The sequence below is a fragment of the Streptomyces sp. NPDC058663 genome (assembly GCF_042716745.1).
Classification (GTDB): Bacteria; Actinomycetota; Actinomycetes; order Streptomycetales; family Streptomycetaceae; genus Streptomyces.
Genome location: NZ_JBHXRV010000007.1, coordinates 135,019 through 151,829, shown reverse-complemented (window position 1 = coordinate 151,829; position 16,811 = coordinate 135,019). Strand labels below are relative to the sequence as shown.

9 protein-coding genes are annotated in these 16,811 nt (G+C 71.9%); 3 read left to right on the top strand and 6 right to left on the bottom strand.

Features of this window, described 5'->3' with window-relative positions; genetic code table 11:
• Nucleotides 1-39: 39 nt before the first annotated feature.
• Nucleotides 40-2,553: a DEAD/DEAH box helicase gene (locus ACFWVV_RS07415; RefSeq protein ID WP_384348760.1), complete on the bottom strand. Its 2,514-nt coding sequence runs from the start codon at nucleotides 2,551-2,553 to the stop codon at nucleotides 40-42.
• 161 nt (nucleotides 2,554-2,714) lie between these two features.
• On the opposite strand from ACFWVV_RS07415, the gene ACFWVV_RS07410 reads away from it, so the two are divergent.
• Nucleotides 2,715-3,506, top strand: a complete 792-nt coding sequence (locus tag ACFWVV_RS07410; protein ID WP_384348763.1) for a metal-dependent hydrolase — start codon at nucleotides 2,715-2,717, stop codon at nucleotides 3,504-3,506.
• 81 nt (nucleotides 3,507-3,587) lie between these two features.
• On the opposite strand, the gene ACFWVV_RS07405 is transcribed toward ACFWVV_RS07410, so the two are convergent.
• Together ACFWVV_RS07405 and ACFWVV_RS07400 are read right to left on the bottom strand one after the other, a co-directional pair.
• Nucleotides 3,588-5,408 (bottom strand): ABC transporter ATP-binding protein, encoded by a 1,821-nt coding sequence (locus ACFWVV_RS07405; RefSeq protein WP_384348766.1) that lies wholly within the window; start codon nucleotides 5,406-5,408, stop codon nucleotides 3,588-3,590.
• Nucleotides 5,405-7,330: an ABC transporter transmembrane domain-containing protein gene (locus tag ACFWVV_RS07400; RefSeq protein ID WP_384348769.1), complete on the bottom strand. Its 1,926-nt coding sequence runs from the start codon at nucleotides 7,328-7,330 to the stop codon at nucleotides 5,405-5,407. Before ACFWVV_RS07400 ends, ACFWVV_RS07405 begins: the two co-directional genes overlap by 4 nt.
• Nucleotides 7,331-7,523: 193 nt before the next feature.
• Between ACFWVV_RS07400 and ACFWVV_RS07395 the strand changes: the two genes are divergently transcribed.
• Nucleotides 7,524-9,185 carry a peptide-N4-asparagine amidase gene (locus ACFWVV_RS07395; protein ID WP_384348772.1) on the top strand — a complete coding sequence of 554 codons (1,662 nt, stop codon included), beginning with the start codon at nucleotides 7,524-7,526 and terminating at the stop codon, nucleotides 9,183-9,185.
• 71 nt (nucleotides 9,186-9,256) lie between these two features.
• Here ACFWVV_RS07395 and ACFWVV_RS07390 read toward each other — a convergent pair whose 3' ends face one another.
• The 3 genes from ACFWVV_RS07390 to ACFWVV_RS07380 form a co-directional block, all read right to left on the bottom strand.
• Nucleotides 9,257-10,702: a Gfo/Idh/MocA family protein gene (locus ACFWVV_RS07390; RefSeq protein ID WP_384348775.1), complete on the bottom strand. Its 1,446-nt coding sequence runs from the start codon at nucleotides 10,700-10,702 to the stop codon at nucleotides 9,257-9,259.
• Between the two features lie 122 nt (nucleotides 10,703-10,824).
• A complete protein-coding gene (locus ACFWVV_RS07385) occupies nucleotides 10,825-13,794 on the bottom strand; it encodes an FAD-binding and (Fe-S)-binding domain-containing protein (protein WP_384348777.1) in 2,970 nt (989 codons plus the stop codon).
• 45 nt (nucleotides 13,795-13,839) lie between these two features.
• Nucleotides 13,840-14,268, bottom strand: coding sequence for a MarR family winged helix-turn-helix transcriptional regulator (locus tag ACFWVV_RS07380; RefSeq protein ID WP_384349078.1), 429 nt, complete (start codon nucleotides 14,266-14,268; stop codon nucleotides 13,840-13,842).
• Nucleotides 14,269-14,512: 244 nt separating this feature from the next.
• On the opposite strand from ACFWVV_RS07380, the gene ACFWVV_RS07375 reads away from it, so the two are divergent.
• Entirely contained in the window at nucleotides 14,513-16,324 is a 1,812-nt protein-coding gene (locus ACFWVV_RS07375) for an ABC transporter ATP-binding protein (RefSeq protein ID WP_384348780.1), read from the top strand.
• Nucleotides 16,325-16,811 lie beyond the last annotated feature (487 nt).

Sequence of the window (16,811 nt, the reverse complement as noted above, 5' to 3'; positions counted from 1 at the left end):
CCCGGCGCGGTCCGCCGGGCGGGCCCTGGAGCCGGGCGACTAGAGCTGGCCGACGGAGGTGACGCGGACGACCGCCCGCGCCTGCTCGTCGGATGCCGCCAGGTCGACCTCGGCGCTGATGCCCCAGTCATGGTCGCCCGCCGGGTCGGCGAACGCCTGCCGGACCCGCCACAGACCGTGCGCCGCGTCCTCCTCGATCATCAGCAGCTTCGGGCCGCGCGCGTCCGGGCCGGTACCGAGGTCGTCGTGCTCGTCCCAGTAGGCGTCCATCGCCTCGCCCCACGCGTCCTCGTCCCAGCCGGACTCCGCGTCCATCTCGCCGAGCGTGCGGACGTGGTCCAGGGCCGCCAGCTCGACCCGGCGGAACATGGCGTTGCGCACCAGGACCCGGAAGGCCCGCGCGTTCGCCGTGACCGGCTTGACCTGGTCGGCCTTCTCCTGCGCCTGCTCGGCGGTCTCCACCTCGGGGTTGGCCAGCTGCTCCCACTCGTCGAGGAGGGAGGAGTCGACCTGGCGGACCAGCTCGCCCAGCCAGGCGATGAGGTCCTGGAGGTCCTCCGACTTGATGTCGTCGGGGATGGTGTGCTCCAGAGCCTTGTACGCGCTCGCCAGATAGCGCAGCACGATGCCCTCGGTGCGCGCCAGCTCGTAGTGCGAGGTGAACTCGGCGAAGGTCATGGCCCGTTCGTACATGTCCCGGATCACCGACTTGGGGGAGACCGGGTGGTCGCCGACCCACGGGTGACTCGTGCGGTAGACGTTGTACGCGTGCCACAGCAGCTCTTCGAGGGGTTTGGGGTAGGTGATCTCCTGGAGGCGCTCCATCCGCTCCTCGTACTCCATGCCGTCGGCCTTCATCTGGCCGATCGCCTCGCCGCGCGCCTTGTTCTGCTGGGCGCCCAGGATCTGCCGAGGGTCGTCAAGCGTGGACTCCACGACGGACACCATGTCCAGCGCGTACGACGGGGACTCGGCGTCCAGCAGGTCGAAGGCGGCCAGGGCGAACGTCGACAGCGGCTGGTTGAGCGCGAAGTCCTGCTGGAGGTCGACGGTGAGGCGGACGATACGGCCGTCCGCGTCGGGGGTGGACAGGCGCTCGACCACACCGCCGTCCAGCAGCGAGCGGTAGATCGCGAGGGCGCGGCGGATGTGCCGCAGCTGCGCCTTGCGCGGCTCGTGGTTGTCCTCCAGCAGACTGCGCATCGCATCGAAGGCGTTTCCCGGCCGGGCGATGACCGACAGCAGCATGGTGTGGGTGACACGGAAACGGCTGGTCAGCGGCTCGGGGTCGGAGGTGATCAGCTTGTCGAAGGTGGTCTCGGACCAGGCGACGAAGCCCTCGGGCGCCTTCTTCCTGACCACCTTGCGGCGCTTCTTCGGATCGTCGCCCGCCTTGGCAAGCGACTTCTCGTTCTCCACCACGTGCTCGGGCGCCTGCGCGAGAACGAAGCCCGCGGTGTCGAAGCCGGCCCGCCCGGCCCGGCCCGCGATCTGGTGGAACTCCCGCGCGCGCAGGGTCCGCACCCGGGTGCCGTCGTACTTCGTCAGCGCGGTGAAGAGCACCGTGCGGATGGGAACGTTGACGCCCACGCCCAGGGTGTCCGTACCGCAGATGACCTTCAGCAGACCGGCCTGCGCCAGCTTCTCGACCAGTCGCCGGTACTTGGGCAGCATGCCCGCGTGGTGCACCCCGATGCCGTGACGGACGTACCGGGAGAGGTTCTGGCCGAACTTGGTGGTGAAGCGGAAGTTGCCGATCAGGTCGGCGATCTTCTCCTTCTCCTCCTTGCTGCACATGTTGATGCTCATCAGCGACTGCGCCCGCTCGACGGCCGCCGCCTGCGTGAAGTGCACGATGTAGACCGGCGACTGCCTGGTGTCCAGGAGCTCGGTGAGCGTCTCCGTGATCGGCGTCATCCGGTACTCGTACGAGAGGGGGACCGGGCGGGTCGCCGAGCGCACGACCGCGGTCGGCCGCCCGGTCCGCCGGGTCAGGTCCTTCTCGAACATCGAGACGTCGCCGAGCGTCGCCGACATCAGGATGAACTGTGCCTGCGGCAGCTCAAGGATCGGGATCTGCCAGGCCCAGCCGCGGTCCGCCTCCGCGTAGAAGTGGAACTCGTCCATCACGACCTGGCCGATGTCCGCGTGCTTGCCGTCCCGCAGCGCGATCGAGGCGAGCACCTCGGCCGTGCAGGCGATGACCGGGGCGTCGGAGTTCACCGAGGCGTCGCCGGTGAGCATGCCGACGTTCTCGTGACCGAACAGCTTGGCCAGCTCGAAGAACTTCTCCGACACCAGTGCCTTGATCGGCGCCGTGTAGAAGGTGACCTTGTCCTGGGCCAGCGCCGTGAAGTGCGCACCCGCCGCGACCAGGCTCTTTCCGGAACCGGTCGGCGTTGACAAGATCACATTCGCGCCGGTGACCACCTCCATCAGCGCCTCCTCCTGCGCCGGGTACAGGGTGATGCCCTGCCCCTCGGCCCAGGACGAGAAGGCCTCGAAGAGGGTGTCGGGGTCGGCGTTCGGCGGGAGCTGATCGATAAGGGTCACGCCCCCATCTTGCCTGGCGTCGTCACGGATCGGACAACCGGAGGGCGACGCCAAGATCATCCTGGATAGGGTGGCGGGTCAGCCCATCGAAGGCCGGGTGCCAACTCGGCCGCCCGGCACAGGCAATGGGGACACCACAGCAAAATGGGGCGGGTACGACCATGATGGGACCGGCGCACTCACTGTCAGGGGCAGCGGCCTGGCTGGGGGTGGGTGCCGCGGCCGCCGCCGCGGGCCACGCCATGCCGTGGCCCGTACTGGTCGTCGGCGCGCTGGTCTGCGCGGGCGCCGCGCTCGCCCCCGATCTCGACCACAAGGCGGCGACCATCTCGCGCGCCTTCGGACCGGTCTCGCGGCTGCTCTGCGAGATCGTCGACAAACTCTCGTACGCCGTCTACAAGGCGACCCGCACCACGTCCGACCCCCGCCGCTCCGGCGGCCACCGCACCCTCACCCACACCTGGGTGTGGGCGGTCATGGTCGGCGGCGGCTGTTCGGCGGCGGCGATCTCGGGCGGCCGCTGGGCGGTGCTCGCGATCCTCTTCGTGCATCTGGTGCTCGCGGTGGAGGGGCTGATGTGGCGGGCCGCCCGGGTCTCCAGCGACGTACTGGTCTGGCTGCTCGGTGCGACCAGCGCCTGGACCCTGGCCGGGGTGCTGGACAAGCCCGGCAACGGTGCGGACTGGCTGTTCACCGCGCCGGGGCAGGAGTACCTGTGGCTCGGTCTGCCGATCGTGCTCGGCGCGCTCGTGCACGACATCGGGGACGCCCTGACCGTCTCCGGCTGCCCGATCCTCTGGCCGATCCCGATCGCGGGCAAGCGGTGGTACCCGCTGGGGCCGCCGAAGGTGATGCGGTTCCGGGCGGGGAGCTGGGTGGAGCTGAAGGTGCTGATGCCGGTGTTCATGCTGGCCGGCGGGGTGGGCGGAGCGGCGGCGCTCGGGTTCATCTGAGCCCCGGGGGGCGGGGGCGAGTGAGGGGACGGGGGAGTCGCAGCGGCCCCGCCCCCCGAGGGGACGGCGGGGCCGGGCGGGTCAGCCGTGCCAGGAGCGCCAGAGGGCTGCGTAGGTGCCGTTCGCGGCGACCAGGGCGTCGTGGCTGCCCAGCTCGGTGATGCGGCCCTCCTCCACGACCGCGATCACCTCCGCGTCGTGCGCCGTGTGCAGCCGGTGCGCGATGGCGATGACCGTGCGGCCGTCCAGGACGCGGGCCAGCGAGCGTTCCAGATGGCGGGCCGCCCGCGGGTCGAGGAGTGAGGTCGCTTCGTCCAGGACCAGCGTGTGCGGGTCCGCGAGCACCAGGCGGGCCAGCGCGACCTGCTGCGCCTGGGCCGGGGTCAGTGCCAGGGACCCCGAGCCGACCTCCGTGCCGAGACCGTCTTCCAGGGCACGGGCCCAGCCGTCCGCGTCGACCGCCTCCAGCGCCGCCCACAGTTCGGCGTCGCCCGCTCCCGTACGGGCGAGCCGGAGGTTGTCCCGGAGCGTGCCCACGAAGACGTGGTGCTCCTGGTTGACCAGAGCGACGTGCGTACGGACACGTTCGGCCGGCATCTGTGACAACTGCGCCCGGCCGAGGGTGAGTTCACCCGTGCGTGGCGCGTAGATCCCCGCCATCAGGCGGCCCAGCGTGGACTTGCCCGCGCCGGAGGGGCCGACCAGGGCGACCCGGGTGCCCGGGGCCACGTCCAGCGACACCTGGTGCAGGACGTCGACGCCCTCCCGGTACCCGAAGTGCACGTCCTTCGAGCGGAGGTGCCGCCCGTCGGGGACCACCGTCTCGTCACCGGCGTCCGGCTCGATCTCCCGTACGCCCACCAGCCGGGCCAACGACACCTGGGCGACCTGGAGTTCGTCGTACCAGCGCAGGATCAGGTTCACCGGATCGACCAGCATCTGGGCGAGCAGCGCGCCCGTCGTCAGCTGGCCCACGGTCAGCCACCCCTGGAGGACGAAGACCCCGCCGATGACGACCGACGCACCCAGGATGGTGATGTGGGTGATGCTGACGACGGGGAAGAGGACGGTACGCAGCCACAGCGTGTACTGCTCCCACGCCGTCCACTCCTTGACCCGCCGGTCCGACAGCGCCACCCGCCGCGCGCCGAGGCGGTGCGCCTCGATGGTGCGGCCCGCGTCGACGGTCTCGGCGAGGACCGCGGCGACCGCCGCGTACCCGGCCGACTCCGAGCGGTACGCCGACCCGGCCCGCTTGAAGTACCAGCGGCAGCCGGTGATCAGTACGGGCAGGGCCAGCAGGACCGCCAGGGCGAGCGGCGGCGCGGTCACCGTAAGGCCGGTGATCAGCAGAGCCGCCCACACCACGCCGATCGCGAGCTGGGGCACCGCCTCGCGCATCGCGTTGGCGAGGCGGTCGATGTCGGTGGTGATGCGGGAGAGGAGGTCGCCGGTGCCTGCCCGCTCCAGCACGCCGGGCGGCAGGCCCACCGCGCGGACCAGGAAGTCCTCACGGAGGTCGGCGAGCATCTCCTCGCCCAGCATCGCGCCGCGCAGCCTGGTCTGCCCCACGAACAGTGCCTGGACCAGCAGCGCCGCGGCGAACAGCCCGGCGGTCAGCGGGAGCCGGACGTCCTGTGTGCCCGCCGTCAGATCCTCGATGACACCGCCGAGCAGGTAGGGGCCCACCATCGAGGCGACCACGGCGAGCGTGTTGAGGGCGACGAGGGTGACGAACGCCGTCCGGTGACGGCGCAGCAGGCTGCCCACGTACGACCGTACGGTGGCCGGGCTGCCCACGGGCAGGGTGGTGGCCGTCTCGGGGGCAGCCGGGTCGTACTCCGGGGGCGGCACCCCGATCCGGCGGGTCCGGGGTGCGCCCCGGGTGGCGGTGGCGCTCATGCCGACTCCTCGATTTCCTCGCGTACCTTCAGCTCACGTACTTCCGCCGCGCGCTCTTCCCCGGCGATCTCCTCGTCCGTCTCGCGGGTGACGACCGCCCGGTAGCGCGGCTCGGTGCGCAGCAGCTCGCGGTGCTCGCCGACCGCCACGACCTCTCCCTCGTGGACGAGGACGACGCGTTCCGCCTGGTCGAGCAGCAGCGGGGAAGAGGCCAGGACCACGGTCGTACGACCGGACCTGAGCCGCCTGACACCCGCTGCCACCCGGGCTTCTGTGTGCGAGTCGACGGCGGACGTCGGGTCGTCGAGGACGAGGACCTCCGGGTCGGTCACCAACGACCGTGCCAGGGCGAGCCGTTGGCGCTGCCCGCCGGAGAGCGACCGGCCGCGTTCGGTGATCCTGGTGTTCATCGGGTCGCCGTCCGGGTCGACCGACGCCTGGGCGAGCGAGGCCAGCACGTCGGCGCACTGCGCGGCCGCGAGGGCGTCCTCGGCGGACACGCTTCCGGACGCCGGTACGTCGAGCAGTTCGCTCAGCGTCCCCGACAGCAGTACCGGGTCCTTGTCCTGGACCAGGACCGAGGCGCGCGCCGCCTCCAGCGGGAGATCGTCGAGGGCGACTCCGCCGAGCACGACGGAGGCGGGCTTCGCCTCGGCGGTCGTCGTGCCAGGGCCCTCGCCGCCCTCCGCGGCGCTTCCCGCCGAGCGGTCGGACCCGCCCTCCCGGTCGTCCTGCGCACCGCCGGGCCCGTCCTCCCTGTCCTCCTCCGCGGCGTGCCCGCCGAGGCGGTCCGCGAGCCGTCCCGCCACGTCCGGGTCGCCGCACACCACGGCCGTGAACCGGCCGGCCGGTGCCAGCAGTCCCGTCACCGGGTCGTACAGGTCGCCCGTCGGGAACTGCGAAGCGCCAAGACCGTCGCCGGGCGCGGTGCGGCGCAGCCCCAGCACACGGGCGGCGCGCTTCGCGGACGGCTTGGAGAAGGAGTACGCCATGGCGATCTCCTCGAAGTGGCGCAGCGGGTACATCAGGAGGGTGACCGCGCTGTAGACGGTGACCAGTTCGCCGACGGTCACCGTTCCCGCGCGGGCGAGCGTGGACCCGTACCAGACCACCCCCACCAGGAGCAGTCCCGGCAGCAGTACCTGGACCGCGGCGATCAGTGCCCACATGCGGGCACTGCGGACGGCGGCCTTCCTGACGTCCTGCGAGGCCTCGCGGTAGCGGTCGAGGAAGAGCTCTTCGCCGCCGATGCCCCGCAGTACGCGCAGGCCCGCGACGGTGTCGGACGCCAGCTCCGTCGCCCTGCCCGCCTTCTCCCGCTGCTCGTCCGCGCGCTTGGTCGCCCGGGGGAGCAGGGGCAGCACGGCGAGGGCCAGGGCGGGAACGCCGACCGCGACGACCACGCCGAGCGCGGGCTGGTAGATCACCAGGCCCACACAGACGATCACCAGTGCCGCCACGGCCGCCGCGAACCGCGACAGCGCCTCGACGAACCAGCCGATCTTCTCCACGTCCCCGGTGGACACCGCGACCACCTCGCCCGCCGCGACCCGGCGGGTCAGCGCCGAGCCCAGCTCGGCGGTTCTGCGGGCCAGGAGTTGCTGCACGCGGGCGGCAGCGGTGATCCAGTTGGTGACGGCCGTGCGGTGCAGCATGGTGTCGCCGACCGTGACGGCCACGCCGAACAGGGCCAGCACCCCGGCGGCCAGCGCGAGCCGCCCGCCCGAGCGGTCGACGACCGCCTGCACGGCCAGGCCCACGCCGAGCGGCAGTCCGGCCACGCCGAGCTGGTGCAGCAGCCCCCAGCTCAGGGACTTGAGCTGGCCGCGCAACTGGTTGCGGCCCAGCCAGAAGAGGAAACGGCCCCCTGAACGGACATCGGGTTCGCCGGGGTCTTTGAATGGGAGATCTTGGATGTGCATGAGGCCCTACGGCTCGGTGTGTCGGCTGTGGAGTCGGGGTGAGCGGATGGCGCAAACCGTGCAAGGTTCGCGCTCCGCCCCCCGCCGCGGCAATCGATTTATGTCCGCGAGCACCCGGAACGCGCCAATCCCCGCCGTGCGGCGTGCGGTGCGCCCTGGCGCCGCGTCGCGTCCCGCGCTTCACTCCTGTCGCATGAGACAACGACGAGTCATGTCCATGGTGAGCAGTCTCGCGCTGGCCGCCGGAGCCCTGCTGGGGGTGGCGCCCACCGCCACCGCAGGTGTGACACCCACCGCCGTCACGGGCCCGGCGGGCGCCGCCGAGCCACCGCCCGCGGAGTTCGGCAATGACTGGCACGACCCGCTGAGCGCGGCACCGCCCGTCACCAGGCCGCACACCCGCTCCTGCGAAGTCGCTCTGGGCGAGGCGCAGTTCCGCGACTTCACGCCGTACAGGGGCCGTTACACCCCGCCCGCCGGGTGCGGCGGCCGGTGGAGCAAGGTGGTGCTGCGGCTGGAGGGCAAGGTCAAGGGCCGCCAGTACGACCGGCTGGGATACCTGCACGTCGGCGGGGTGGAGGTCCTGCGCACCTCCACCCCGCAGCCCTCGCCCGACGGCATCACCTGGGCCGTCGAGAAGGACGTCACCCGCTACAGCGACACCTTCCGCCGCACGCAGGACGTCGAGATGCTCATCGGCAACGTCGTCAACGAGACGTACACCGGCATCATCGACGTGAAAGCGACGCTGACCTTCTACGCGGCCGGGGGCCGCACCCCGCCCGCGGCCGTTCCCGACCGCGTCCTCACCCTCCAGGGTCCGGACGGCAACTCCCTCACCACGCCCCGCAACACGCGGCGCGTGCTCGCCGAGGTGTACGCCACCGGCTCCGGCGGCGGCTGCGAGGAGTACTGGTACCTCGCGGTGCCCGAGCAGGCGCCGTACTCCTGCAAGACGCCAGGAGGACCGTACCGGGAGGTGCAGATCAAGGTCGACGGGCAACTCGCCGGCATCGCCGCACCCTTCCCGACGGTCTGGACGGGCGGATGGTCCAACCCGTTCCTCTGGTACGTCGTCCCCGGCCCGCGCGCCCTCGACGTCAAGCCCGTCCAGTACGACCTGACCCCCTTCGCCGGGCTCCTCAACGACGGACGCCCGCACAAGGTCGAGGTGGGCGTCGTCGGCGTGCCGGCGGGGCAGACCGGCTGGAGCACCCCGGTGAACATCCTCCTCTGGCAGGACCACGGCTCCCGCGTCCTCACCGGCGGACTGACCCGGCACGCCGAGGGCACACCGGTCAACTCCCCCCGCTACACACCGGGCACCGAGCACCGGGTCGACGTCCGCGCCGGCCACCGGCTGACCGTGGCCGGGTACCTGGACACCTCGCGCGGACGTGTCGAGACCCACGTCGACCGCACCCTCACCCACACCTCGGTCCACCGCTGGACCGACGGCGAAACGCTGGACGCGCTCAAGGGCGACTGGAAGGACCACGAGACGGTCACCACCGGGGGCGGCCACGACGCGGCGCGGGCCGTCGAGACGCGCCGTACCTACACCATGGACGGCACCACCACCCTCGGCGCGGGCGACCGGCTGCGGACCGTGCTGTCCCTGGGCGACAAGGCCGACACCCTGACGTCGGTGAACGGCCGCCGGACCGCGGCCACCCGGCTCGACGACGTCTACCGGGGCGATGCCACGTACACCGCGAACGTGCCGCGCGACCAGCGCCGCGCGGTCGCCACGACGGGTGAGCGCTACCGCCTCTACGGCTCGGACGGTACGTGCCACGACCGGAGCGTGACCACGGTGCAGGGAACACTGGTGGAGGACCGCAGGCGCTGCTGACACGGGTGAGGGGTGCGGACCCGCCGGTCCGCACCCCTCGGCCTCCTCACCGCGTCAGGTCCCTCCCCGCGTCAGGCGGCCGGCTTCTTCGAGTCGACGCCGGGGCGGGCCTTCTTCCACTCGCCACGGGTGAAGTCCGGGATCTGCTGCGGGGCGCCCTGGGCCCGGATCGAGAGGTGGCTCAGCGGCACCGGCGCCGTCCAGGTCGCCGCGTCGTACACGTCGAAGTCCGGTACCAGACCCAGCTGCATGCACTGCATCAGCCGGAAGACCATGAGGTAGTCCATGCCGCCGTGGCCGCCGGGCGGGTTGGCGTGCTCCTTCCACAGCCAGTGGTCCCACTCGGCGGCGTACTTCCCGAAGTCGTCCCACCGGTCGTCGGTGTTGGCAGGCTCCAGATAGATCCGCGCCGGGTAGTCCTCGAAGACGCCGAGGGTGCCGCCCAGGCTGTTGATCCTGCTGTACGGGTGCGGCGTCGACACGTCGTGCTCCAGGCGGATCACCCGGCCCTTGGCGGTCTGGACGAGGCTGATCGTACGGTCGCTCCCGATGTACGACTCCTTCCAGCTGGGGTCGCCCGGCGGCATGTGCTTCGCGCGGTACTCGGCCAGGCCGCGCGCGGGGGAGCCCATACTGACGACGCTGACCGCGCGGTCGCCCCGGTTGACGTCCATGTAGTTGCCGACCGGACCGAAGCCGTGGTTGGGATAGAGGTCCCCGCGCAGCCGGGTGTGCCACAGCCGGCGCCACGGGCCCTCGTAGTAGTCGGGGTCGAACATCAGGCCGCGCAGGTCGTGGTTGTAGGCGCCCGCTCCGTGCAGCAGCTCACCGAAGAGGCCCGCGTGGGCCATCCGGAGCACCCGCATCTCGTTCTTGCCGTAACAGCAGTTCTCCAGCTGCATGCAGTGGCGCCTGGTGCGCTCGGAGACGTTGACCAGGTCCCACAGCTCCTCCATGCGCATGGCCAGCGGACACTCCACGCCGACGTGCTTGCCGTGCAGCATGGCGGTCTTGCACATGTCGTAGTGGAAGTCCCACGGGGTCGCGACGTACACGAAGTCGATGTCGCCGCGCTTGCAGAGGTTGCGGTAGTCGTCCTCGTTCTTGGAGTAGACCGCCGGGGCCGGCTGCCCGGCCTTGACGACCTTGGCGGCGGCCTTCTCGCACTTGGCCTTGACCGGGTCGCAGACGGCGACGACCTTGACGTTCGGAATCGCGAGATAGAGGTCGATCATGGAGTCGCCGCGATTGCCCAGGCCGACGATGCCGACGCGGACCGTGGAGCGGCGCTCGAAGGGGACGTTCGCCATGGTCCGGCCCTGGCGCGGCGGGGCGGCGGGCTCGGCCGCGGCGCCGGCTCCGGCAGCCCGGGCGGCGGACGCCGTGCCGAACGTGCCCAGTCCGATCCCGGCACCCGCCACCCCGGCGGCCTTGAGCACGGAGCGGCGGGTGGAGTCCGCCGCGGGGGTCCGGCCGAGGGAATCGTTGTCGTCGACCGGCGGTACTGCCTCGTTCATGGAGCCTCCAGGAAGGTGTTCCGTCCGTGACTGGTCAAGACCACGTCAAGGACCCTGAACGATGGGGCAGTTGATGCGCAAGAGGGCCTGTTGGACTCCCGGTTCGAGCCCTTGGACTTTCCTCACGGGCGGGGCGTCCACGGCCGCGTCGCCCGCTCCAGTTCCAGCAGTACGGAGGCGTAGGAGCGGCCCGTCGCCCGGTCCATCCCGACCTCGCACATCCGGTTCGCCGAGAGGTACGCGTCGAAACCGCGCCCGGCCGCCCGCTCCCGGTCCGCGATCTCGGCCGCCTCGCGGGCGGTCGCCGAGTCGGTCAGCTCCTTGTGCAGCATGCCCCGGTCGCCCGCGAACGCGCAGCACCGCACGTCGTCGGGCACCACCACCTCCACCGCGCACGCCTCGGCCACCGCCCGCAGCTGCTCCTCGTCGCCCAGGTGCCGCATGGAGCAGGTCGGATGGAGCACCGCGGAGCCGGCCCTGCGCAGTACGGTCAGTTCCGGCAGCAGCTCCTCGGCCGCCCACACGACCGAGTCGACGACCCGCAGCTCGCGGTGCAGCTCCCGGTTCTCGTCGCTGAGGTACGGCAGCACCTCGCGCGCGAGGCCCAGGGTGCACGACGAGGCGTCCACCACCAGCGGGAGGACGCCGCCCGCCGTCCAGCCCCAGGCCGCCTCGACGATGCGGTTGGCCATCAGGACGTTGCCCGCCTCGTACCCCTTGGAGTGCCAGATGGTGGCGCAGCAGGTGCCCGCCACGTCCCCGGGGATCCACACGGGCCTGCCCGCACGGGCGGACAGCGCCACGACCGCCTCGGGCAGCGAGCAGTCCTGGTATCCCTCGGGGGCGCCGAAGATGCGGTTGACGCAGGCCGGGTAGTAGACGGCACAGGCACCGGCGCGGGGGGTGCGCGGCAGTTTCCGGGGAGCCGCGCCGGGGATCTGCGGCAGCCACTCGGGCACCAGGTCGGGGCGCACCGCCCGCCGGGCCAGGCCCGTCACGGCCGTCAGCAGCCGGTCGCCGGCCTTGTCCGCCGCGGCGACGGCGAGCCGCGCGGCGGCCTCGGCGGCCCTGAAGTGCCGCGCGGCCAGCTCGGCGGCCAGTTCCTCGCGCGGGGAGTGCCTGCGGTGGCGGAAGTCCCTCATCAGTGCGCCCGTGTCGATACCGACGGGGCACGCGATGCGGCAGGTCGAGTCGCCGGCGCAGGTGTCGACGGCGTCGTACCCGTACGACTTCAGCAGGTTCTCGCCGACCAGCGAGCCCGCGGGCTGGCGCATCATCTCGCGGCGCAGCACGATCCGCTGGCGGGGCGTGGTGGTCAGGTCGCCGCTGGGGCAGGTGGGTTCGCAGAATCCGCACTCGATGCAGGGGTCGGCCTCCGCCTCCACGCGCGGGATGGTCTTCAGTCCGTGCAGGTGGGCCTCGGGGTCGCGGTTGAGGACGACCCGCGGGGCGAGCACCGCGTCGGGGTCGATGAGCTGCTTGGTCCGCCACATCAGATCGGTGGCCCGGGAGCCCCACTCCCTTTCCAGGAACGGGGTGATGTTGCGGCCGGTGGCGTGCTCCGCCTTGAGCGAGCCGTCGAAGCGCTCCACCGTCATCCGGCAGAAGTCCTCCATGAAGTGCGCGTACCGGCGGACCTCGGCGGGCTCGGCGGGGTCGAAGGCGAGCAGGAAGTGCAGATTGCCGTGCGCGGCGTGCCCGGCGACGGCGGCGTCGAAGCCGTGCTCCTCCTGGAGCGCGAGCAGCGCCTCGCACGCCTCGGCCAGCCGCGACGGGGGGACGGCGAAGTCCTCGGTGATCAGTGTGGTGCCGGGGGGACGCGCTCCGCCGACGGCGGTGACGAAGGCCCTGCGGGCCTGCCAGTAGCCGGCGATGGTCCGGGCGTCCCGGGTGAACGCGTTGGTCACCGAGGGGACGGGGGCGACCGTTTCCAGCCGGGTGAGGACCTCGGCCGCCGCCCGCTCGAACGCTTCCTGACCGGCCTCGTCGGACGCGCGGAACTCCACCAGCAGGGCGGTCGTCCCCCGCGGCAGAGCGGCCCAGTCCTGCGGGACGCCGGCCACGCTCACCGAGGCGCGCAGGGTGTTGCCGTCCATCAGCTCGACGGCGAGCGCGCCCGCCTCGTTGAACAGCACCGCCGCCGCCGCGGCGGCGGACAGGCCGGGGAAGAACAGCAGCGCACAGGAGCGTCTGCGGTCGAGCGGGAGCGTGTCGAAGACGGTCTCCGCGATGAAGCCGAACGTGCCCTGGGAGCCCACCATCAGCCCGCGCAGGATCTCCACCGGGGTGGTGCCGTCGAGGAAGGCGTCGAGCCGGTAGCCGTTGGTGTTCTTGATCTCGTACTTGGCACGGATCCGCCGGACGAGGGCGGCGTCCGCCACGATCTCCTCCCGCAGCGCCAGCAGCCCCGCGCAGAGCGCCGGTTCGGCGTGGCGGAGTTCGTCGTCGGCCCGGGGGTCGGCGGTGTCGACGACGGTGCCGGTCGGCAGGACGAAGGTGAGGGAGGCAAGGGTGCGATAGCTGTTGCGGGTGGTGCCCGCGGTCATGCCCGAGGCGTTGTTGGCGACGACCCCGCCGACGGTGCACGCGACGGCGCTCGCCGGGTCGGGGCCGAGCACCCGGCCGTACCGGGCGAGCGAGGCATTGGCACGGGCGACGGTGGTACCCGGCCGGATGCGGGCGCGGACGCCGCCGTCGAGGACCTCCACCCCGGACCAGTGGCGGCGCACGTCCACCAGGATGTCCTCACCCTGGGCCTGGCCGTTGAGCGACGTGCCCGCGGCCCGGAAGACCACTTCGCGGCCCTTGCCGTGGGCGTAGGAGAGAACGAGGGAGATGTCGTCGATGTCCTCGGCCACCACCACGACCTGCGGCACGAACCGGTACGGGCTGGCGTCCGACGCGTACCGCACCAGGTCCGAGACCTTCCACAGGACCTTCTCCGCGCCGAGCAGCACGGTCAGCTCTCGGCGCAGCGCCCCCGGCGTGCCGTCCGCCAGGGCGGCGGGCACCCGGTCGGGCGCGGCCTCGGCGTCCGGCTCTCGCGGGGCGGACGGGCGCAGGGCCCCCGGCCTCGGCTCCAGGAGCGGCATGGCGGGGTCCTCTCGCAATCGCGCCGGAGCTTTCCCGGCGGTGGCTCAGCAGGAGCGGGTGCCCCCGTCGACCAGGGTGGACAGCAGGCCGCCGAAGACCTCGCGGTCCGCGGCGGTCAATGGAGCAAGGATGTCCTCTGCGGCGTCGCGGCGCGCGTTGCGCAGGGCGCGCAGGGTGGTGCGGCCCTCGTCGGTGAGCTCGATCCGCACGACCCGGCGGTTCGCCGGGTCCGCCACCCGCCGGACCCGGCCCTGCCCCTCCAGGGCGTCGACCAGGGTGGTCACGGCGCGCGGGACGACCTCCAGGCCGTGCGCCAGATCGGCCATCCGGGGCGGCGGCCCGCCGTCCGGCGTGATCCGGGAGAGGACCCGCAGAAGCCTGGCCTGGCCGGGGGTGATGCCGATCGGCTCCATCTGGCGCTTCTGGCTGCGGTGCAGCCGGCGGGTCAACCGCAGCAGCTGCTCGGCCAGCATGCCGTCGTCGGTGTCGGAATCCGGAGTGCCGCCGGTGCCCAGAGCGCTGGAGGGAGTGCTGGAGCGGAGGGTGCTGGGGCCGGGAGTGCTGCTGCCTGGGGTGCCGCTCGTGCCTGCGGTGCCGCTCGTGCCGGGAGTGTTGCTCATGGCGGGAACAATAACAGGACCTTGTGCATTGTGAGTAGAGGTAACAATGAACTAAGCTCTCGAATCCCCGCCTCCCGCACACCCACCGAAGGAGCCCATGCACCCCGAAGAGAAGTCATGGACACCACCACCCCGCGAGCCCGGCGCCCCGCAGCCGCCCGCCGAGGTGCGCCGCATCCTCGGACTGTTCCGCCCCTACCGGAGCCGGCTCGCCGTCGTCGTCCTGCTGGTCGGCGCATCCTCGCTGGTCGGCGTCGCCTCTCCGTTCCTGCTGCGCGAGATCCTGGACGTCGCCATTCCGCAGGGCCGCACCGGCCTGCTGACCCTGCTGGCCGTCGGCATGATCGTCACGGCCGTCGTCACCAGCGTCTTCGGCGTCCTGCAGACCTTCATCTCGACCAGCGTCGGCCAGCGCGTCATGCACGACCTGCGCACGGCTGTCTACACCCAGCTCCAGCGGATGCCCCTGGCGTTCTTCACCAGGACCCGCACCGGCGAGGTCCAGTCCCGGATCGCCAACGACATCGGCGGCATGCAGGCCACCGTCACCTCCACCGCCACCTCCCTGGTCTCCAACCTCACCGCCGTGGTCGCCACGGTGGTCGCCATGCTCGCGCTCGAATGGCGGCTCACCCTGGTCTCGCTGCTCCTGCTGCCCGTCTTCGTGTGGATCAGCCGCAAGGTCGGCCGCGAGCGCAAGAGGATCACCACCAAGCGCCAGAAGCAGATGGCCGCCATGTCGGCCACGGTCACCGAGTCCCTCTCGGTCAGCGGCATCCTGCTGGGCCGCACCATGGGCCGCTCCGACTCCCTCACCAAGAACTTCACCGCGGAGTCCGAGCGCCTCGTCGACCTGGAGATCCGCGCCAGCATGGCCGGCCGCTGGCGGATGTCGACCATCGGCATCGTGATGGCCGCCATGCCCGCCGTCATCTACTGGGCCGCGGGCCTGAGCATGAACGCGGGGGCCCCGGTGGTCTCCCTCGGCACGCTCGTCGCCTTCGTCTCGCTCCAGCAGGGCCTGCTGCGCCCGGCCGTCAGCCTGCTGTCGACGGGCGTCCAGATGCAGACCTCGCTCGCCCTGTTCCAGCGGATCTTCGAGTACCTCGACCTGCCGGTGGACATCACCGAACCCGACGAGCCCGTGCGCCTCACCGCGGCCAAGGGCGAGGTCCGCTTCGAGAACGTCGACTTCGCGTACGACGAGAAGTCGGGCCCGACCCTGCGCGGCATCGACCTCACCGTCCCCGCGGGCGGCAGCCTGGCCGTGGTCGGCCCGACCGGCTCCGGCAAGAGCACCCTGAGCTACCTCGTGCCCCGGCTGTACGACGTCACCGGCGGCCGGGTCACCCTCGACGGCACCGACGTCCGCGACCTGGACTTCGACTCCCTCGCCCGCACCGTGGGCGTGGTCTCGCAGGAGACCTACCTCTTCCACGCCTCCGTCGCCGACAACCTGCGGTTCGCCAAACCGGATGCCACCGACGACGAGCTCCGCGCCGCCGCCGAGGCCGCCCAGATCCACGACCACATCGCCTCACTGCCCGACGGCTACGACACCCTCGTCGGCGAGCGCGGCTACCGCTTCTCCGGCGGTGAGAAGCAGCGCCTGGCACTGGCCCGCACGATCCTGCGCGACCCGCCGGTCCTCATCCTCGACGAGGCCACCAGCGCACTGGACACCCGCACCGAGCACGCGGTGCAGCAGGCGATCGACGCCCTTTCCGCGGGCCGCACCACGATCACCATCGCCCACCGCCTCTCCACCGTCCGCGACGCGGACCAGATCGTGGTCCTGGACGCCGGCCGGATAGCCGAGCGGGGGACGCACGAGGAACTGCTGGAGCGCGACGGCCGCTATGCGGCGCTGCTGCGCAGGGACACCCGGCTGACCCCGGCGGGCCCGTGACCTGCCGGGCCGGCAGTCGCGGAGGGGGCTGGACCGGTGGTCGCGGAGGGGCCGGACCGGTGGTCGCGGAGGGGCTGGACCGGTCGCTGCGGAGGGAGCCCGGGTGCGGCCCTGCGTCCTGCCGGTCGTGTGCCTGCCGGAAGGCGGCTCGCCGTACCCCCCTCGCACGCGGCGACGCCGCCCCTCCCCTGGGACGGGGGAGAAGCGGCGCCGCTGCGGGGACCTCGGTCAGACCAGCCAGCCCAGGAAGTGGAAGGCGCCGGCGAGAAGGTCGGTGATGAGGTTCATGATCTCGGTTTCTCCTTGTGCAAGGTACGTGTGGGACATGCGCCAACACGGTCTGCAGCCCGTCGCTTGCGCACCGTAAGCATCGTGCGCCACAAGGGAGTTGAGCAACGAAATCCGACTGGATCACGCGTTCCAGCGAACACCCGATCCCCTGTTCGTGTGTTCGCCGCACTGTGATCATCGTGTCGGGTTACCGGTC